The sequence below is a fragment of the Pantoea sp. OVA07A genome (assembly GCF_019969975.1).
GTDB classification, from domain to species: Bacteria; Pseudomonadota; Gammaproteobacteria; order Enterobacterales; family Enterobacteriaceae; genus Pantoea; species Pantoea agglomerans.
In genome coordinates this window covers 374,421-393,151 of record NZ_JAHXYM010000003.1, presented here as the reverse complement: position 1 = coordinate 393,151, position 18,731 = coordinate 374,421, and the positions used below count along the sequence as shown (strand labels likewise).

Annotated in this window: 15 protein-coding genes and 2 pseudogenes; 13 read left to right on the top strand and 4 right to left on the bottom strand. The window is 49.1% G+C overall.

Annotated elements, in window-relative coordinates; genetic code table 11:
• The first annotated feature begins 141 nt into the window (after positions 1-141).
• The 6 genes from LC417_RS12960 (at position 142) to LC417_RS12935 (ending at position 6,325) form a co-directional block, all read left to right on the top strand.
• The gene (locus tag LC417_RS12960; protein WP_223565968.1) at positions 142-1,716 is read left to right on the top strand and encodes a methyl-accepting chemotaxis protein; all 1,575 of its coding nucleotides are present in this window, start codon (positions 142-144) and stop codon (positions 1,714-1,716) included.
• 329 nt (positions 1,717-2,045) lie between these two features.
• Positions 2,046-2,606 carry a fasciclin domain-containing protein gene (locus tag LC417_RS12955; RefSeq protein ID WP_033773464.1) on the top strand — a complete coding sequence of 187 codons (561 nt, stop codon included), beginning with the start codon at positions 2,046-2,048 and terminating at the stop codon, positions 2,604-2,606.
• 61 nt (positions 2,607-2,667) lie between these two features.
• Positions 2,668-3,216, top strand: a complete 549-nt coding sequence (locus LC417_RS12950) for a sigma-70 family RNA polymerase sigma factor (protein WP_033768880.1) — start codon at positions 2,668-2,670, stop codon at positions 3,214-3,216.
• Positions 3,213-3,890, top strand: a complete 678-nt coding sequence (locus LC417_RS12945) for an anti-sigma factor domain-containing protein (protein ID WP_223565967.1) — start codon at positions 3,213-3,215, stop codon at positions 3,888-3,890. The genes LC417_RS12950 and LC417_RS12945 overlap by 4 nt, the downstream gene beginning before the upstream one ends.
• 115 nt (positions 3,891-4,005) lie before the next feature.
• On the top strand, positions 4,006-4,446 hold the full coding sequence (locus LC417_RS12940) for a GNAT family N-acetyltransferase (protein WP_223565966.1): 441 nt from the start codon (positions 4,006-4,008) through the stop codon (positions 4,444-4,446).
• Positions 4,447-4,900: 454 nt separating this feature from the next.
• Positions 4,901-6,325, top strand: a complete 1,425-nt coding sequence (locus LC417_RS12935; protein ID WP_223565965.1) for a trehalose-6-phosphate synthase — start codon at positions 4,901-4,903, stop codon at positions 6,323-6,325.
• Between the two features lie 195 nt (positions 6,326-6,520).
• On the opposite strand, the gene LC417_RS12930 is transcribed toward LC417_RS12935, so the two are convergent.
• On the bottom strand, positions 6,521-7,447 hold the full coding sequence (locus LC417_RS12930; protein WP_223565964.1) for a LysR family transcriptional regulator: 927 nt from the start codon (positions 7,445-7,447) through the stop codon (positions 6,521-6,523).
• An 81-nt stretch (positions 7,448-7,528) separates the two neighbouring features.
• Between LC417_RS12930 and LC417_RS12925 the strand changes: the two genes are divergently transcribed.
• The gene (locus LC417_RS12925) at positions 7,529-8,482 is read left to right on the top strand and encodes an MBL fold metallo-hydrolase (RefSeq protein ID WP_223565963.1); all 954 of its coding nucleotides are present in this window, start codon (positions 7,529-7,531) and stop codon (positions 8,480-8,482) included.
• A gap of 426 nt (positions 8,483-8,908) precedes the next feature.
• Here LC417_RS12925 and LC417_RS12920 read toward each other — a convergent pair whose 3' ends face one another.
• A complete protein-coding gene (locus tag LC417_RS12920; RefSeq protein ID WP_223565962.1) occupies positions 8,909-9,835 on the bottom strand; it encodes a LysR family transcriptional regulator in 927 nt (308 codons plus the stop codon).
• 191 nt (positions 9,836-10,026) lie between these two features.
• On the opposite strand from LC417_RS12920, the gene LC417_RS12915 reads away from it, so the two are divergent.
• Positions 10,027-11,190: a mandelate racemase/muconate lactonizing enzyme family protein gene (locus tag LC417_RS12915; protein ID WP_223565961.1), complete on the top strand. Its 1,164-nt coding sequence runs from the start codon at positions 10,027-10,029 to the stop codon at positions 11,188-11,190.
• A 485-nt stretch (positions 11,191-11,675) separates the two neighbouring features.
• On the top strand, positions 11,676-13,019 hold the full coding sequence (locus LC417_RS12910) for an MFS transporter (protein ID WP_223565960.1): 1,344 nt from the start codon (positions 11,676-11,678) through the stop codon (positions 13,017-13,019).
• Between the two features lie 162 nt (positions 13,020-13,181).
• Here LC417_RS12910 and LC417_RS12905 read toward each other — a convergent pair whose 3' ends face one another.
• Positions 13,182-13,529: a hypothetical protein gene (locus LC417_RS12905; protein WP_022624381.1), complete on the bottom strand. Its 348-nt coding sequence runs from the start codon at positions 13,527-13,529 to the stop codon at positions 13,182-13,184.
• A gap of 1,293 nt (positions 13,530-14,822) precedes the next feature.
• On the opposite strand from LC417_RS12905, the pseudogene LC417_RS12900 reads away from it, so the two are divergent.
• Positions 14,823-15,878: pseudogene (locus LC417_RS12900) on the top strand (alkyl/aryl-sulfatase); the annotation flags it as partial.
• Here LC417_RS12900 and LC417_RS12895 read toward each other — a convergent pair.
• Positions 15,867-16,455 (bottom strand): annotated as a pseudogene (locus LC417_RS12895) (conjugative transfer relaxase/helicase TraI domain-containing protein); the annotation flags it as partial. The pseudogenes LC417_RS12900 and LC417_RS12895 overlap by 12 nt on opposite strands.
• A gap of 376 nt (positions 16,456-16,831) precedes the next feature.
• On the opposite strand from LC417_RS12895, the gene LC417_RS12890 reads away from it, so the two are divergent.
• From LC417_RS12890 to LC417_RS12880, 3 genes are read left to right on the top strand one after another with little or no spacing between them, the layout of a single operon-like run.
• Positions 16,832-17,980: a glycosyltransferase family 2 protein gene (locus LC417_RS12890; protein WP_223565959.1), complete on the top strand. Its 1,149-nt coding sequence runs from the start codon at positions 16,832-16,834 to the stop codon at positions 17,978-17,980.
• On the top strand, positions 17,970-18,335 hold the full coding sequence (locus LC417_RS12885; protein ID WP_223565958.1) for a nitrogen fixation protein NifS: 366 nt from the start codon (positions 17,970-17,972) through the stop codon (positions 18,333-18,335). The genes LC417_RS12890 and LC417_RS12885 overlap by 11 nt, the downstream gene beginning before the upstream one ends.
• Positions 18,325-18,585, top strand: a complete 261-nt coding sequence (locus tag LC417_RS12880; RefSeq protein WP_191938788.1) for a hypothetical protein — start codon at positions 18,325-18,327, stop codon at positions 18,583-18,585. Before LC417_RS12885 ends, LC417_RS12880 begins: the two co-directional genes overlap by 11 nt.
• The last annotated feature ends 146 nt before the right edge of the window (positions 18,586-18,731 follow it).

Below are 18,731 nucleotides of genomic sequence, written 5' to 3'. Positions count from 1 at the left end.
AATGGTTCTACGGAATCATCACTTCTTACCCCTTTCATTACTGTAATTTCTTTCCCCGCTGCCGATAACAGATCCAGTACCAGCGAGCCATAGAAGCGGAACGTCGGTGATAACCTATTAATTCAAACATCGGGGTCTCCTATGTATCGGAACAAAAAAATAAAATTAAGCGTCATGCTCACTGCAGCATTCCTCACAGTCATTTTAACGGGCGTTTTTGTGACAGGATTTGCCGGGTTTAAACTCAATACGGCCAGCGATCAGCAGGAATTGACGCGCGCGCGGCTGGGCGATCTCCAGGCCTTGCAGACGCTAAAAGATAATTTAACTCAGCAAACTGTCCTTTTACTGTCCGTGGCTTCAGACACTCAGCCTCAGGCAGAGGCCACTATAAAAACCCAGTTCTCTGCGTTGCAGACCAACAGTGATAATACCACTGCGCATTTCCGGGAACTGATCAACGGTGCCAAAAGCATTCCGGGGATCAATCTTGCTGAAGTAGAAGAGGCTTCCACGCAATTAAATAAAATTGAAGTGGCAGCGGGTCCGCTTCATCAGGCAGAGCAAAACCTGTTTAAGCAGAACGCCACTCCGTTCCCGGAAAAACTCCGTGGTGAACTGATCCCTGCGTTTTCGCACTACCGCAATGCAGTGGATGGGATGGTTGATTATCAGGCGAGGGTAACGAGTAAAACGGCCGAAACGTCCACGCAGGCGCTCTCCGGTGTTTATATGACGCTGGCAGGCCTGACCACCCTGTTTGTTGTGATGGGATTTGTGATGAGTGGGCTGATCACCCGCTGGATCAAGACTCAGCTGGGTGGAGAACCTTCGCATGCGCAGGGCCTGGCCGCTGCGATTGCGGCGGGCGATCTGACGACAAAAGTGACCCTGCGTCAGGGGGATACCGTCAGCATGATGGCTTCTCTGGATAGCATGCAGAGCAATCTGCGTGACCTGGTCTCGCAGATTAAAGATTCTTCCGCTTCGGTCGCCATGGCAGCTGATGAAATTTCCCAGGGCAATACTGAACTCTCTTCCCGTACAGAGCAGCAGGCCGCCGCTTTGCAGGAAACCGCCGCCAGTATTGAGCAGCTTACGGTCACGGTAAAAAGTAATGCAGCGGGCGCACAGCAGACCGCGGATTCAGCCCGTGAAACCGCTGCGCTGGCGCGTTCGGGTGAACACGATATGCAGCGCATGTCAGAGACGATGAATGATATTTCAAAAAGCGCGGTGAAAGTCCGGGATATCACGTCCGTTATCGAAGGAATTGCATTTCAGACCAACATTCTGGCGCTTAACGCGGCAGTCGAAGCCGCGCGAGCGGGCGAACAGGGTCGAGGTTTCGCCGTCGTCGCGGGTGAAGTCAGGACGCTGGCTCAGCGCAGTGCAACGGCAGCCAGAGATATTAAACATCTGATAGAAGAGGCTGTGGCACAGGTTGAAAGTGGTGTTGTCGTGGCAACCGGGACCGGCAAGAGCATTCTTGATATCAATGCGATGGTTGGAAAACTCGCCGTCGCGATGGATAACATCTCACTCGCCTCAGCTGAACAGATGCAGGGCATTTCACAGGTCAGCATCGCAGTGAACGAGATGGATGGCGTCACGCAGAATAACGCCGCGCTGGTTGAGGAGTCCTCTTCGGCATCACAGTCGCTTTCAGCCCAGGCACACGCTTTACGTGAAGCAGTGAATGCTTTTCGCATTTAAGTTCATGCGCATAACTCACGGCGAAAGACGTGGGTGGAGAGCATCTGAGCTGTCCGGGTCATAGGTTTTTACATTACTGAAATGTATGACCGGGAGCTATTTCTTGCCAGTAATGATGTCTGTCTGCTGTGCGTGAAAAGCAGACGTTGACGCAGTATGGACTCGTTATGATAAGCCCACCTCTGGTGGGCTTATTGCATATCGCCTCAGCCTGAACCCCCTCAGATTAAAAAAATTTAAATTTTTTTTGCATCCGTTTTCGCTGCTCATTCGTATTAACAGATAAGGGCGCTCTCGCCCTGTCCGTTAACTCAATGAGGGAAGTGAAAATGAAACCATTCCTGCCAACTCTGATTTTTTCTGCATTAGTCTTCAGCGGCGCCACTTATGCGGCGAGCATGGACAGCGACACGGTGATGGTCGGCGGTGCCGCCATGTACCCATCGAAAAATATTGTTGAGAATGCTGTTAACTCGAAAGACCACACCACGCTAGTGGCGGCTGTTAAAGCCGCCGGTCTGGTCCCGACACTTGAAGGGAAGGGGCCGTTTACCGTTTTCGCGCCCACCAATGCCGCATTTGAAAAACTGCCTAAGGGCACCGTCGACTCCCTGCTTAAGCCAGAAAATAAACAAAAACTCACCAGCATCCTGACCTATCACGTGGTTGCAGGAAAACTGGACATGAAAGCGCTGGAGAAAAAAATCAAAGCGGGTGGCGGTAAAGCCGAGCTGAAAACGGTGAATGGCGAATCACTGTGGGTGATGGCAAATGGCCCGCACAATATTCAGCTTAAGGATGCTCAGGGCAATATTGCCAGTATCACCACGTATGATGTGAATCAGAGTAACGGTGTGATTGACGTTATTGATACCGTGCTGATGCCGTAAAGCGTTACCTATACTGTGTGTAGCCACTTATCGCGTGGCTACACCTTTCACAGGGAAGCCGATGACAAAAAATGTGCCCCATATTCAGGCCGGTTTAATGAACCAGATAGCCGTCGGTGATAAAGCTGCTCTTGAGCAGCTTTACCGCGTTCTGTCGCCCCGACTCTATGGGATCATCCTGCGGATGGTGAGACGCCGGGACTGGGCAGAAGAGATCCTGCACGATACGTTTATTCAAATCTGGCAGTCGGCTAACTATTACGACGATAAGCGCAGTGAGCCGCATATCTGGCTCAGTCACATCGCCAGAAATCGGGCGATTGATTTCCTACGTAAACATGAAAACAGAAGCTGTTCCGTGGATGAGATCAGCGAAGCGGAAGCGGGTTTCCAGACGCCACTTCCTGCCGATGCGAGTCATGCGGAGGCGCGTCGCCTTCAGCACTGCATGGCGCACTTACCCTCTGAGCAGCGACAAAGCATTTCGCTCGCCTATTATCGTGGCCTGTCACAGAGTGAGATTGCGCTCTCTATGAGTCAGCCTGAAGGGACGGTGAAAAGCTGGATCCGTCGCGCGTTAACCCATCTTCGGGAGTGCATAGGCTTATGACTGGTCAGGAACAACATGATCTCACTGCGGCCGAATATGTGCTTGGCCTTACCGACGATGTGACACGTCATCGGCTGGATAAACGCCTCAATGACGATTCATTATTTGCTGCAGAGGTGCTGCACTGGCAGAAAGCGTTCAGCGGCATTGACCTGCTCACACACGCCGTTATCCCGTCTTCTGCGGTCTGGCAGCAGATTGAGCAGGATCTTGGCCGGAATGCAGGCGTCTCTGGCACGACATCAATCCGCAGGCATCCTGGCTTCTGGCTCGGCTGGGGCCTGGCGGCGGCAATGGCTGGCATCCTCATTTTCACCCATTTAAGCAAGCCTGATGCCCCACAATCCCTGCAGCCGATTGCGGTACTCAGCGGCGCACAGCCCGATGCACAGTTTGTGGTGAATCTGGATAAGTCAGCTTCACTCCTTCAGGTTTCGGCGCTGAACATCACGCTGCCAGAGAATAAAAACCTGCAGCTCTGGCTGATCAGGGGCAGTGCTGCGCCACAATCTCTGGGGCTGATCAATCACCGCGACAGTAATGTTTTCCGGTTACCGCCTGGCGAGTTAGATAATCAGACGGTACTGGCGGTAAGTCTGGAGCCGGTGGGAGGTTCCAGGCTCAGCGGGCCGTCCGGTCCGGTGATTTTCCAGGGCAAAGTCACGTTGCTTTAATCTTCAGGACGCGGGTTCTCGGGCCGGGATTCAGCGGAAAAGGGGAGTGGATGGCTTTTCGAATGGCAGGCCTCCATGCCCTTGCCTTAACCTAATCAGGGGGAATGACAAAAGAATGGAAATCAGAACGGCGTTGGAGTCTGATGCGGCAGGCATCAGTGAGCTGATACAGCTTGTGTCTGTGCAATGTAATTTTTCAGAGACAGAGCCCTGTCCGCAATGGTTCATCGACAGCACAAAGCCCGATGTGCTTCAGCCGTTGATTGTTTCAGATGACTATCTCTGGCTGATTGCCGTGGAAAGAGGTGAGGTGACAGGCGTACTCACCCTTTTCGAAGGCAATTTAGTTAAATACCTTTTTGTACATCCGAAATTTCAGCGAAAAGGGGTAGCGAGGGTACTCTGGCAGCGGGCGATTCCCGAACTGCGTTCAGAAATCAGCGTACGGTCTTCACTCCTTGCCGTCCCTTTTTATGAGAAAAGGGGATTTAAAAAAGTCGGGGAGGTCAAATTTTTTAACGGCGTATCATTCCAGACAATGATCGCTCAGCTCTGAATTAACAAAGAGATTTTTAAGTTCTCTGTTTCCGAAATAAAACGGCCCGGCCACGCATTTATCAAACCAGCTTTGAGGGTGAGCGGAACCGGGCCAACCCGCCTTATTTATACCCGCGTATATTCACTGTCTTCAACTCACTGACTTTTTGCGCCATCGCTGCCCGCTAATGCTATATCGGGCGCGTGATTTGCAGCGTTTTTACACTTCATCAGACTCTTTTTACGCCTTTTTTACAGGCCGTTCGGTTTAATTAACGGCACCGGGCATTTACGTGACAACGTTACACGATGGCGGTCACAACCCGATTTTGCAAAAAGCGTCTGCAGGCATTAAGTGGACAGGGTGCACATTCATGAGTGGTTTTCTCCAGTTTATTCTCCGACCTCCTATTAATAGCGGCTCGCTGCCAGGCACTGGTGCCTCTCCGCAGCGGGTTCTTAAGGAATACAGCATGTCAGGCCTTATTCTTGTTTCGCATAATCAATGTCAACGTTCGACGCTTACTGCAATTTATGACGGCATCCTTTCCCGTCAGGGAGGCGTCTGGATTAGCTGGGATGGTGAAAGCAGGGTGATGCCTCCGGATGCGCCAAGACCCTACGCCGTGCAGCAGATGGGTCAGTATGAAACCGTGACCTTCCCGTATACGCCTGGCGAGCTTAATGAGGGGTACCACAATTATATTCATAAAGGGCTCTGGCCTGTTTTTCATCAGCGTCCGGACATGGCTCGTTTTTCCGCCAGCGGCTATCAGGAATATAAAAACATCAATAAAGCCTATGCGCGCGCCATCTGCGAAAACGCCGCACCCGACGATGTTATCTGGATTCAGGATTACCATCTGCTAGGCTGTGCCACCTATATCCGTGAAGAAGGATTGACCAACTTAGTGGGTATTTTTCTGCATCAACCTTTCCCGGCTGGCAGAATGTTTGAAACCATACCCGAATGGCGCTGGTTCACTGACTCTCTGTTATGTTGTGATCTGATTGGCTTTCAGACCGTGCAGGATATGAATAACTTCCTGGTCTGGCTGGAGAGCGAATTCCGTATAGAACGGCTGGAAGCGCAAAGCTTTCGTGTTCATGGCCGGATTATCAGGGTGGGTGTGTTACCTGTCGGAATAGATCTTGACGATGTCCAGTCTCTGCGTGATAGCAACAGCTGTGCTTACATGGAAATGCAGTGCCGCGAAAGCCTGCCCGAAAATACCGTGCTAAGCGGCGGCCATCTTGATGAGAGTTCAGGTCTGCCTTACCGGATCAGCACTATGGAAGTGTTGCTGCGAAAACATGATTGCTACCAGAAAAATATCACGCTGTTGCAGCTGGCGCCTCCTGCAGCCGGACACGCACATGATGCGTCAGAACTCGGTCACGCTCTGGAAGCACTGTGTGGGGAGCTTAATGGCGTGCATGGCACAATGAACTGGTATCCGGTGAACTATCTGACTCATGGCTACAGCCGCGAAGAGCAGGCTGGCATCTATCGTGCCTCACGCGTTGCGCTGGTGACGCCGTTGATGGCAGGCATGAGCCTGATGGCCAAAATGTATATCGCCTTACAGGACCCGAAAAATCCCGGGGTGCTTATCCTCTCGCAGTTTGCCGGTGCAGCCGAGCAGATGGAGGGTGCCATCATCGTCAATCCTTATGATCCTGATGCAATGGCCAGTGCGGTACATCGTGCATTGCAGATGCCGTTACACGAACGGCGGTCTCTGCATGCCTGTCTGATAAAGGGACTGCATATGTACAACAGCCATCACTGGGCTGAGTCATTTTTGCGCATGCTGAACGCTGAGCCAACTGCTCCGGAAGCCTTGCCGTCGCCTGCATTTTTTCCGCACCTGAGCAGTAGCCGGGCGCGGTACTGAGTTTTATAGGTTAAAACGGCGATTTAAAAGGGATGGTGTGGACGTTAAACAGAATCACGCGGATAGAGAGCAGGGCAGGTAAAATTTTACCTGCTTATTCATGGGCTCTGTGAGTTTGCGCTCAATAACATGAGGTTAAGGTCCTCATCGAACAAGGTGTCACTACAGGTCTTAGCTTCACATGAGAGCAGCTATTCAGGTTCGTTCTGTCATCACGCTACGCAGTTCCTCCCTGAGCCAGCGCAGTGACAAATCGTTATCAAACCGTTTATGCCAGAGCAGTGACAGGGCTATTTCCGGTGTTTCAATGGGTACCGAGCTACAGCATAAGCCGTAATGCGTCACCCACTCATCCGACAGCCCGGCGGGAACGGTGGCTAACGCGGGTGCGCGCGCCAGCAGCGGAGGCAGAGAGGAAAAATGCGGCGTCACGTAGCTAATCGAACGTGCCTTTCCTGATGCCGCAAGCTGGTCATCGATGGCGCTCCAGTTCGCCCCGCGATAGGAAACCAGCAGATGGTCATGCGCCACATAATCCTCCAGCGTCAGCGGTGCACGTAACGAAAGCTGTTCCGGGTGCCACAACGTACAAAAGTTGTGTGACACAATCTTCTCGCGCTGGAGCGTGGCGGGCGTGCTCTCGCCAACCGAAATGGCAAGATCGATCTCTCCGCGCGCGACAAGCTCCGCATCCCGGAAGGGATCGCTGGCCGTAACCTGAAGCGTCACGCCGGGAGCGGTGCGCGTGATGTGCGCATACAGTCCCGGCATCAGCCAGCGTTCAACCCAGTCGCTCATCCCCAGCCGAAAAACATGTGTCGCCTCAGAAGGCGTGAAGGATGCTGGCTGAAACAATACGCTCTGCATCTGTGCCATTAACGGGCCCAGCTCAGCGATCAGCGCTTCAGCACGCGGGGTAGGCTCCATGCCTTTCGCCGTGCGCACAAACAGTGGATCGCTGAACATTACCCGCAACCGGGCCAGTGCATTACTGACTGCTGGCTGACCCAGATGCAGCTTTTCTGCCGCACGCGACACGCTGCCTTCCCGCTTCAGAACTAACAGCACCGTCAGTAAATTCAGGTCGATTCGATGAAAATCATTTTCTCTGATAGTGAGCATCAGTTTAATCAATTTGAGTGATACAGGTTGAGTAAGGATACTGCCCACCACGTTGTGATGAAACTTTCTGGAGAGATATTTATGAAAATTTTACTGATGCTGGTGGCTTCTCTTATCGCGTTCAGTCCGGTCTATGCTGCCGAACAGACCTCTGCGGGGGATCAGCAAGCTCCGGGTTATTACCGGATGACATTGGGGAAATTACGCATTACCGCGGTTTCCGACGGCACGGTAACCGTTCCCCTGAATAAATTACTGACTAACATTTCGCCTGAAAAACTAAACCATGCAATGGCCAGAGATTCGATGACGCCGCAGGCCGAAACATCAATCAATGCCTTCGTTATCGATGATGGTAAAAAGCGCATTTTAATCGACACCGGGGCCGGTGAGCTTTTTGGACACAATGGCGGACATCTGCTGACTAATCTGGCCGCCGCTGGCTATCCGGCAGAGTCGATCGATGCCGTACTCTTAACCCATATTCATGCCGATCATTCAGGCGGTGTATCACGCGCGGGCAAGCCTGCTTTTCCAAAGGCCGAAGTGTTCGTGGATAAACGGGATGTCGATTTCTGGCTTAATCCGGCTAACGTCAGCAGGGTAGAGACTAGTCAGGCCCATACCTTTGCAGAATCTGAACGGACTCTTCGCCCGGTCATCAATGCTGGCCTGCTTAAAACTTTTATGGCACCAGCCACATTACCGGGGGGAATCCGTGCAGAGTCGACAGCCGGCCACACGCCGGGTAGCGTACTTTATCGCGTAGAGAGTGAAGGCCAGACCCTGGTGTTGTGGGGAGATATTATCCATGCCAAAGCGGTGCAAATGCCCGATCCTGAAGTGGCCATCCATTTTGATGTCAATCAGAAGCAGGCTATCACTACACGTGAAAGGGTACTGAAACAGGCTGCAGATAATGGCTACTGGGTGGCTGCGGCGCATATCGCCTTCCCTGGCTTGGGCCATGTTCAGCATGAAGGTAACGCTTATCGCTGGGTGCCCGCTAATTACACCACGCAGCTCCGACAGTAGGTTTTAACTAAAAAATGTAATAATAGCAGGGAGAAATATTTTGCTGTGAGTTAACAGGCGACGCTGACTAATTTTGAGGATGCCAGAGGCCAGATGTACGGTCCGGGTGACCAAAGCGCTGCTGTATAAGAAGAAAGTTGAGACGCTTAACTGGGTGCCTTATAAGCTGATTACGCCTGAAGATTACCAAAGCTTCTCTGCTGAGAATGCAGGATAATTTCTGGTACAGAAGTTACGTTAATTTCTCCTGTTGTTCACATGAAAGTAAATGACCGCATCTGACAAAACGGACATGCGCGCGAGTTCAGGACCGCTTTAATTAAAAACGGAAAGCTGGCGTGCATATATTGTCAGTTTGCGGTTCTGATGTGTTCTCACTTTATTCCTTTCAGCTGTTGTCGCGATCGGCGCAAAATGGTTTTCCGCTCAGATTTGGCCATCTAAGAAAATTTCCCACAACGCTTCAACAGCCCGGGACATCCTCGCTGCGGGTCTGAACAGCCGGATCTCTATGGGTAACCAGAGTGCGCTTTCCTTATTAGCTGCTACGGCAATCGAGCCAGCATCAACATCCGGCGCTGCCAGTGTTTCCGGCAGCCATGCGATGCCGTCTCCGGCTTTGACCATGGCGAGTAAGGTGGCAGCAAGATCGGCCGTGAAGGCAATATCCATTCCGCGTCTGGCCCGGTTAACCTGTGAGGTATTAGACAGGATGCGGCCCAGGCCGGATTCAGCAGAATAGGAGAGGAAAGGAAACTTCTTACCGCCTGACGCATGGAATAGAGGCTCACGCGTTGTCGGATCGCATCGTGAATACGGCTGTAAAATTTCCTGTCCAAGCCGGACGCTGAGATATTTCGACTGATCGAGATGAATGTGCATATGAGGATGGTAATAAGAAAGCAGAAATTGCGCGTCACCTTTCTCAATCATGCGTTCGCAGGCACTTAATGAGTCTGATAACAGTCGAAAAGATCCGAAGCGGGCAATTTTTTCGTTGTTACGCATCAGTGCCGGAAAAAAAGAAAATGACAGCGCGTGCGTGGCGGAAAAAATAACATCCGGTCGGGCTTCTCCTGCGGCCTCGATAGATTCACTTCTCAGGGTATAAAGCGCACGAATAAGTTCCGGCACCTGCCTGACGAAAACCTCTCCGGCGCGGGTCAGGCTGACGCCCCGACGATTTCTTTCAAAAATTGGCGTGCCAAGCCACTCTTCTAGCGAGACGATTCTGCGGCTGAATGCAGGCTGTGTCACATATCGTGAAGCTGCCGCACGGGAAAAATTGAGTGATTGCGCCAGCGCAATACAGTCTTCAAGCCAGGTTAACTCCAGGTGATGCCGATTTTGCATTACAGGCTGCCTCTTTGGCATTAGAACGGAATCCTTCTACTGCTTAGGATAATAGCAGACAGGACAATCAGGTCCCTTACACTACGTCACTTCATTATGCTGATGAATGCCGATAAACAGATGGCATGACATAACTGATTGCGTAGGTATTTTAGTAAAACAGTCTTTGACTGAGAACTACCGGAGAGATCATGCGCATTCTTGATGTTGTAGAAATTACCAAACCCATTGCTTCCCCTATTCGTAACGCGTACATCGATTTCAGCAAGATGACGACAAGCCTGGTCGCCGTTGTGACAGATGTTGAAGTCGACGGGCGCCGTGTAGTGGGATACGGCTTTAACTCTAACGGCCGTTATGGCCAGGGTGGCCTGATCCGGGAACGCTTCCGCGATCGCATCCTGGAAGCCGATCCTGAAAGCCTGCTGAATGCCAAAGGTAACAACCTGGATCCGCATAAAGTCTGGGCCGTGATGATGAGTAACGAAAAGCCTGGCGGTCATGGCGAGCGTTCAGTTGCAGTGGGAACCCTGGACATGGCCATCTGGGATGCAACGGCAAAAATTGCAAACAAGCCGCTGTTCCGCCTGCTGGCCGAAATGAAGGGCGTTGAGGCTAATCCGCGCGTCTTCGTCTATGCGGCTGGGGGTTACTACTATCCGGGTAAAGACCTTGGCGCACTGCGACAGGAAATGCGCGGCTACCTGAACCGCGGCTATAACGTTGTGAAAATGAAAATCGGTGGTGCCTCTCTGGACGAAGACCGCCGCCGTATTGAGGCCGTACTGGAAGAAATCGGCAGCGAAGCGCGCCTCGCCGTTGATGCTAATGGTCGCTTTGATCTGGAAACCGGTATTGCCTACGCAAAAATGCTGCGTGAATATCCGCTCTTTTGGTACGAAGAGGTTGGCGATCCGCTCGATTATTCTCTGCAGGCAGCCCTGTCGGAGTTCTATCCAGGCGCAATGGCAACGGGCGAAAACCTCTTTTCTCATCAGGACGCGCGAAACCTGCTGCGATATGGCGGTATGCGTCCGGATCGCGACTATCTGCAATTTGACTGCGCGCTCTCCTATGGGCTGGTTGAGTATCTGCGCACACTGGATGTGCTGGAGCAGTTTGGCTGGTCACCGTCACGCTGCATACCTCATGGCGGCCATCAGATGTCCCTGAATATCGCCGCAGGCCTCGGTCTGGGTGGTAACGAAAGCTATCCTGATCTGTTCCAGCCTTACGGCGGTTTCCCGGACTCGGTAAAAGTTGAAGATGGCCATATTATTATGCCGGATCTGCCGGGTATTGGTTTCGAAGGCAAATCAGACCTCATTAAAGAAATGCGGGCGCTGGCTGAATAAGTTTCCGCTTACATTACGGCATGTTTAATGTCACTGCGCCCCTCGTTAAGTTGAGGGGCTGCGGGAAAATATCAATCTCTTAATTAACCTGACGCCTCAGCAAGAATAAGTTTATCTGAATCTGAGAGGAGAGGGCGTTATTGAACTGGCAAACGGTAGCATTGTTAATAATTTCTGGTTGAAGAGCTGACTTTGATTTAAGCATAAACTCTGCCTGGGGGTATATCAGTCATCCGTTGAATTATCGACATTCAGATAGTCTTGCCGGGTTAAATATGAACTGGAAGTTTTCTTATAAAAATCAGTAATTAAGATTCAATCATGAATTCTGGAGTTTTGCCTGTTTATCCGCGCCTTTTGCTCTAAGACTGCTTATTTCTCCGTAACATTCTTCGGGTAATGAATAAAAAATTTTGACTGATATTTAAAAGGATCTGAAATCAGCATTTCCTCCCCCTGCCACAGTGTTAAATGAGGAAGTTATTATGAGTGAGAAAACTCTTAAGGGTAATGCGCTTATCGGAAATAAACGCTGGACAATCATATTACCTGCCGTATTCATCATGTATACCATTTCATTTTTTGATCGGGTGAATATAGGCATGGCGCTGCCCCATATAACAGCTGAAATGGGCCTGAGTCCTGTTGAAGCCGGCTGGCTTGGCGGCGCATTTGCCTGGGGTTACGTCGCCACGCAATTTACTGCAGGATGGCTGGCTCTTCGTTTTGGATCACGGAAAATAATCGGTATCAGCCTGTTTCTGTTTGGCGCCTGCGCAATGCTAACCGGCCTGACGCGTAACTTCGGTGAACTGGTAGCAATCCGTTTCTTACTGGGCATCGCTGAAGGTCCAATTCAGGCCGCCACGGCCATGTTCCTGGCCCAGTGGTTTATGAAGCCTGAGCGGGGGCGGGCATTCGGAATCTGGAATCTTAGCCTGGGTGCGGGCGCGTTTCTGGCCGGTCCGATATCTGGCTGGATCCTTGCACATCATAACTGGCGCCTGATGATGGTAATTGAAGGTGCACCGGCCTGGCTGTTCTGCATCATCTGGTTTTATCTGGTTCCTAAAAGTATTCAGGCCGCTAGCTGGCTGAGTGCCGAAGATCGGGATTATATCCAGAAAGACCTAGCCGCTGAGCAGTCAAACTACAGGAATGAGAAATCCGATCCCTGGTGGACCATTCTCAAAATACCGGCCCTCTGGCTGATGCTGATCGGCTACTCCCTGCATAGCATGCTCGCTTACGGTTTTACGCTCTGGCTGCCGACAGCTCTCAAAGGATATGGCACGCTCAGTGAATTTATGGTCGGTCTCATCAGTGGGATGCCTTTCCTGATGACGATGCTGGGCATCTGGTATATCACCCGGCGTTCAGATAAGTACAACCAGGAGCGACGACTGCATGCCGCTATTCCCACCGTCCTCTGTGGTGTGGCATTACTGGCTGCCGCTTTTGTGCCGCTGGCATATTACTGGGCTCAGATAGGATTGTTCATGTTTGTCGGCCTGACAATGAAGATGCTGGTGCCACTGGTTTACGTCAGGCTGACTGAAATTCTCCCGACAAAGAAAGCAGTCCCTGCGGTGGCTTTTGTCGGCGCATGCAGTAACTTCATTGGACAGTTTGGCGGCCCCCTTGTTGCCGGATACCTCAAGCATCTGGGTGGCGGTAGTGATATGACGCTGGCATGGGGCGTTCTGGGGCTGTTCTCTATTGTGGGTGGCGTACTGTTTGCCCTTGCCGTGGGACGTGAGGAACGCATCCGGGACTTCAGCAAGGCATTCTCTGTTTCTTCACACAGAGCAGTATCAACACGTCAATAATAAAGCGGAATTTCACACGGGCATCGGACGCCCGATCGGGCAGGATGCGCGGATCAGCATTAAGCACTCTTGGGCACCTGTGGAATTATCATGCTCATCCCCGACGTGTATCTCTCTCAACACCTGACTGTTACAGCCCGTACTTCACGGGCTTCAGAATGCCTACAATCCCACCAGCGTGATATGTTTCTTTGTTGTCAGCGCTTTATACAACGCTTTTGCCAGCGTGCCTGGTTCCACACCTGATTGAGCGCCCTCGGAATCGGTCCAGAACGATTTGATGCGCAGTATGGTGTTGATACTCGTTACGCGTTCCATTTCCAGCACGGCCAGCACAGGATGGCGCATTTCGCCATGTTCCTCTGTCGCGTCCGCCTGGATCACTGCGGCGCGGGATGCCTGACTGTCAAAGATAACGTGGCAGCGTACGCCGTTCAGGTTGAGTATGCCGATAACTTCATACAGGCACTGAACAGCCTCTGCACTGTAGGATGCGGGCACAACAAACATAACAGATCCTTCTGAAGTGAAATTTAATGAGCAGCCAGCATAGGCGAACTGTAATCAGAGGAGAAGTTACTGTTTTTGAATGAAAAATGTAGAGTTCTAAGGTTACGATAACGCGCGTTATTTTTACTCCAGTTTTCGCTGGCACTATCAATGACTGACGTGTAACCCGATCATGGCGGTGGGGTGCGGATTTGACTTAAGGAAAGGCCAGCAGGTGGCAGGTTATTCGTTCCAGTGGGGAATGTATTTATCTATATGCGCAACGCGTAAGCTCTGTGCTTCAGCCACTTAACAGGATGAACATCAGATTAAGTTTAAGATTTTTCGCGCTCTTCAATCGCTCATCTCTCAATCCTGCCGTCACGTCTAACCGGAGGCCATCAGTATGACATCAGGGGCTGACTCACATACTGTTGTTATCCATGTAGCACCGCTGAAGTCTGTTCAGTACTGACGCCATCCAGCAGCCAGGTGCATCACCTTTGACCTGTACCATGAAAGGTAATTTTAAATTTTGATCATTCATTTCCGTTAAACATACAGACACCATCGCCAGAGCGATCGCCTCTACGGCAACGCGAACGATATTAAATTACTGACAGCCCAAAGTGATGGGGCGGAAATGACGCGGATTATATACGCGACAAATGAAAAAGGTTTTTTATTCACCCTGACGGTCTGAAAGCATTATTCACTTTTCTGACGAATTTAGCGAAGGGGTACTTTGACGCCGCAGGGCTATGTTTAAAAGCCTTCTGACAATCAATTCTCCATACCGCGACACTATCTGCATTGAATTAGTCTCACAACGGAAACCGGACAAAATCGCCGTTAGAAAAGCATCTGAATTGCATAACCTCCCTTCAAGCGTGTCCGGTCATTGTGCGCGCGTCAGGACCATTTATTTCTGGTTTTTATAGTAATTCTTCCTGAACATTCCTCACATTACAAAAATGAGGTAATTCTCAAATATTAAGATACTGACTTACAGAAGGGAATAACTGACATTTAGCCAGGTAAGTAAAATATAAGTTAAAAATCAGTTAGATAGGAAGATTTCAATTATAAATTTAAATTCTAAATTTTTGATGCTCATCAAAGTCAGCAAATAAAAGCCGCTGTTTAACTTAAACTGGTGAATTTTTAAGATCTTGCTAACGTTAAAACAAATGTTAGCAATTATTGCTATCTCGTAACAGTTGCTGCTGGCTTTTCATGCCGGACGCTGTAAGCACGTCTTTATTTCGGTTGCATCGGATGCAATTTTCATTTGTCTGAAATCCCGAGGAACTCATGAAATTAACACCTCTAGCCCGCAGTCTGGCCCTGGCCGGTTTACTCTCCACCGCTTCGCTTAGCGTATTTGCAGATGAGACCTAGAAAGACGCTGCGCCTGCTACCAAACAGGCTAATGATGCCCTCTATCAGCAATTACCCTTCGATAACAAAAGCGACTTTGAAGATGCCCATAAAGGGTTCATTGCTGCATTGCCTGATGCCGTCATTAAAGGCGAGTCCGGCAACGTTATCTGGGATCCGAAACAGTACGCCTTTATTAAAGAGGGTGAGAAAGCACCGGATACGGTCAATCCCAGCCTGTGGCGCCAGTCTCAGCTAATCAATATCAGTGGTCTGTTTGAAGTGACTGAGGGAATCTATCAGATTCGTAATCTCGACCTCTCCAATATGACGATTATTGAGGGTAAAGAGGGTGTCACCGTTGTTGATCCATTAGTTTCTGCGGAAACGGCTAAAGTGGGCATGGATCTCTATTTCAAAAACCGCGGTAAAAAACCTGTCGTTGCGGTCATCTATACCCATAGCCACGTTGACCACTACGGCGGCGTGCGTGGGGTTGTCGATGAAGCTGACGTCAAATCGGACAAAGTCAAAATCTATGCACCGGCCGGCTTTATGGAATCTGCCGTCTCTGAAAACATCATGGCAGGTTATGTCATGAGCCGTCGTGCCAGTTACATGTACGGCAACCTGCTGAAAGCCGATGCCAAAGGTCAGGTAGGGGCAGGGCTGGGCACCACCACTTCTGCTGGCACCGTCACCCTGATAGCGCCTACCGATTATGTGACCAAAACCGGTGAGAAACGCGTCATTGATGGTCTGACCTACGATTTTATGATGGCTCCCGGCTCGGAAGCCCCGGCAGAGATGCTGTGGTTTATCGAAGAGAAAAAGGTTATCCAGACAGCCGAAGACGTCACTCATACCCTGCATAACACCTACTCGCTGCGCGGGGCCAAAATCCGTGAACCGCTTCCCTGGTCCAAGTACATCAACGACGCCATTAGTCGCTGGGGCGACAAGGCAGACATCCTGATGGCGCACCACCACACCGCTCTGCGGACTCGCGCGCGCCAGCTGCACGCCCTCTTCCATATCACGCGCCAGCAGCGACTCACCGTTACGGCTGGTCTGCAGACCCGCAAACGCTGCGTCCTCGCTGCCCATCACCCGACCTTCGCCGCCTAGCCCCTTAAACTGCCCGTTTCCGGACGTCAGGGCGCTCAGCAATACGCCCGCCTGCCTGCCGTTGCGGTCGAAGGCCGGCAGCGCCACGCGCGGTTGCGGGTATTTGTGCCCCGGCGAGATAACGAGCTCTCTGGCGGGCGGCATTCACGACAGCACGGTCGCTGCGCGGCTCCAGAATATCATGTGCCGTACTTTTCGCCTGCGATTTTTCCATCGCAGCCACCCACTTCTCCCGGTTGTCAGTATAGAACTGAGCCGGCTGCTTCAGCCGACTCAGCGCAACATAGGCCGACTCGAAGCTCACCATCCGCTTACGTCCACCGTCCGTGCCCTGCAGGGAGATGGAGAAGGGTTAGCTCGCCCCCTGTGAACCTTCAACGGTGACGGAGTAAGGCAGGCCAATATGCTGCTCTGCCTGCTCCGCTGACGGAGTGATAATGATCTTATTATAATAATCAGCACGACAAAGCGTCATATTTTAAAAACTGGCGCTTAGACTAAGAAATTTCAAAAGGATATTTTTTAAGTTCGAAAATATAACCTCCAAGGAGTTTATATAACATTGTAATTAATTTTTTTCGTGAAAAATAACATAATTAAATCTTATAAAACTGAAAAACATGCCGTCGTAATTTGTAATAAATAGCTTAAATCAAATATTTTTTTGTGATACAGATCACGATTATAAGCTAAAAGAAGGAAAGAATCATTAGATAAATTTACTTGAGCAATAGTTTTATGGTAGTCTTTCTGTATATAATTTATCTTTAAAATCAATCTTTTGCATTGATTTTTATCATATAAATGGTAATGACATGGACGTTACGGTAACAGCTGCTTTAATAGTAAGAAATGAATATCGCTGTATTAGAAGATGCTTAGACAGCATATGTAATATATTTGATGAGGTAATTATAGTCGATACTGGCTCCAGTGATGGAACCTTGAGAATAATTAATGATTTTATTAACAAAAAAAACCTACTTTTCCAGATTGAATGGGCGGAAAATTTTTCCCATGCCAGGAACTTTGCAATCGACAAAGCAAGTTCTGATTATATTTTTTTTATTGATGCCGATGAGCACCTTAAGACTGATAAAGAGGAACTATTGGGAAAAATAAAAAAACACCATGCCAATAAAAAAAATTTGACAGCTTTCTGCCCAGAAATAATAAACCATGATAACAATTCCTCTAAGGGAATCGGGCGCATCTTCAGAAATGATGGTGACTTTTTTTATGCAGGATTTGTACATGAGGAACTTAGACACAAAAGTGATTCAGACATTTCTCTAATAGATATCGACATAGTTTTATTTCACGATGGATATGAGAGTAAGATAGTTAACCTCAAAAATAAAATAGAACGAAATAATATTTTAAATAATAAAAATATAAAAAAAGAGCCTTTCAATCTTAGGTGGCACTACTTTTATTTTCGTGATAATTTTTCAAGACTGGACCCTAACGCTGTCTGCGACAGAATAATTAGCACCCTAAAGATTAAACATGACAAAGATCTACAATGGGAAAATATCACCATTTGTAAATATACCTTTCCAATGCTTGATCTCTTAGCCAATGCATTATTGATTACCCTCAATGATGAAGTTAAATTCAAAGAAGTGATAAGATTGATGAGGAAAATCATACCATTCAACAGCAATGCATTATATTATGAGCTAATCTACGACATCGCTAAGTTTAAATCCCTCGCTAAGGAAAGAATACGTCAAATCATTGAATATAATTCAGGGCCTCCAAGAAATCATGATGGAATGATTCATTCTGAGGGACTACACCTTGATGCAGCATTGGCATTCTATCTTTTTGAAGTGGGACTCACTGAGCAGTCTGAAAAGTTGTTAAGGAGCATTTCAGACAACGGTTTTACGTCAGAGATGACCCGTTTCTACTTCAAATACATGAATTCATCAAGAAATGAGGCAGGTTATGAGCATTAAAAAGATATATATGGTTTCAAGCCCATCCCCGACGCTTGGTCGTTCTCAGTTACACGGGGCAGGGGGTGGTCTTTTTGGTCACTATAAAGAAGATGATTATATTAAAGAAGTTCAGAAGAAACTCGATTTGATTAATGATGGCTGGATTATTGTTAATGATGATACTGAAGCCAATATTGAAAAGATTATTGAAAATAACGCATTATTAATTGTGTGCGCGCCAGGGTTGCGATTTCAGTTTCACAGTAGTGGTTTTAATAAAAATCGAATAATTCATTTAAATACTTTTGATTATGCATCAAAAAATGTTACCCCTGTAATAAAGAAAGTAAAGGAGATAAGTCATGAGAAATGAGCATTTGAACGTTTTAAAAGAAATCACAGAGGAAGCAAAATTAATTTCAATCTCCGGAGGAGATGGTACAGGTCAATGGGAAACCGGGGCGTCTGGTGTTTGGGCTGGTGTTATGGGAAGCTTAGGTTACAGTTGCTCACTTCCTGGAAATTTTTATGGTGGCGGTGGTTCATTTTCTGATGGCGGCTATGGCGGTGCTTCAGGTCCGGGAGGATATGGTGGAAGCTCAAGTGCTAATAGTGGTTCCTGAGCATTTTTAACAAGAGACTTTTAGCTACTTATTAGCCACCTTTAAGAGCTATTAAATATAGGGGATAACAGTATAAATTACCCCCTATAATTACTATAATTACTATAATTACTATAATTACTATAATTACTATAATTACTATAATT

Bases quoted from the DNA above. Each gene is read 5' to 3' on its own strand.
- LC417_RS12930 (WP_223565964.1), bottom strand. From the start codon at position 7,447: ATGCTCACTATCAGAGAAAATGATTTTCATCGAATCGACCTGAATTTA.
- LC417_RS12955 (WP_033773464.1), top strand. From the start codon at position 2,046: ATGAAACCATTCCTGCCAACTCTGATTTTTTCTGCATTAGTCTTCAGC.
- LC417_RS12960 (WP_223565968.1), top strand. From the start codon at position 142: ATGTATCGGAACAAAAAAATAAAATTAAGCGTCATGCTCACTGCAGCA.
- LC417_RS12925 (WP_223565963.1), top strand. From the start codon at position 7,529: ATGAAAATTTTACTGATGCTGGTGGCTTCTCTTATCGCGTTCAGTCCG.
- LC417_RS12935 (WP_223565965.1), top strand. From the start codon at position 4,901: ATGTCAGGCCTTATTCTTGTTTCGCATAATCAATGTCAACGTTCGACG.
- LC417_RS12940 (WP_223565966.1), top strand. From the start codon at position 4,006: ATGGAAATCAGAACGGCGTTGGAGTCTGATGCGGCAGGCATCAGTGAG.
- LC417_RS12915 (WP_223565961.1), top strand. From the start codon at position 10,027: ATGCGCATTCTTGATGTTGTAGAAATTACCAAACCCATTGCTTCCCCT.
- LC417_RS12890 (WP_223565959.1), top strand. From the start codon at position 16,832: ATGGACGTTACGGTAACAGCTGCTTTAATAGTAAGAAATGAATATCGC.
- LC417_RS12945 (WP_223565967.1), top strand. From the start codon at position 3,213: ATGACTGGTCAGGAACAACATGATCTCACTGCGGCCGAATATGTGCTT.
- LC417_RS12885 (WP_223565958.1), top strand. From the start codon at position 17,970: ATGAGCATTAAAAAGATATATATGGTTTCAAGCCCATCCCCGACGCTT.
- LC417_RS12880 (WP_191938788.1), top strand. From the start codon at position 18,325: ATGAGAAATGAGCATTTGAACGTTTTAAAAGAAATCACAGAGGAAGCA.
- LC417_RS12905 (WP_022624381.1), bottom strand. From the start codon at position 13,529: ATGTTTGTTGTGCCCGCATCCTACAGTGCAGAGGCTGTTCAGTGCCTG.
- LC417_RS12910 (WP_223565960.1), top strand. From the start codon at position 11,676: ATGAGTGAGAAAACTCTTAAGGGTAATGCGCTTATCGGAAATAAACGC.
- LC417_RS12920 (WP_223565962.1), bottom strand. From the start codon at position 9,835: ATGCAAAATCGGCATCACCTGGAGTTAACCTGGCTTGAAGACTGTATT.
- LC417_RS12950 (WP_033768880.1), top strand. From the start codon at position 2,668: ATGACAAAAAATGTGCCCCATATTCAGGCCGGTTTAATGAACCAGATA.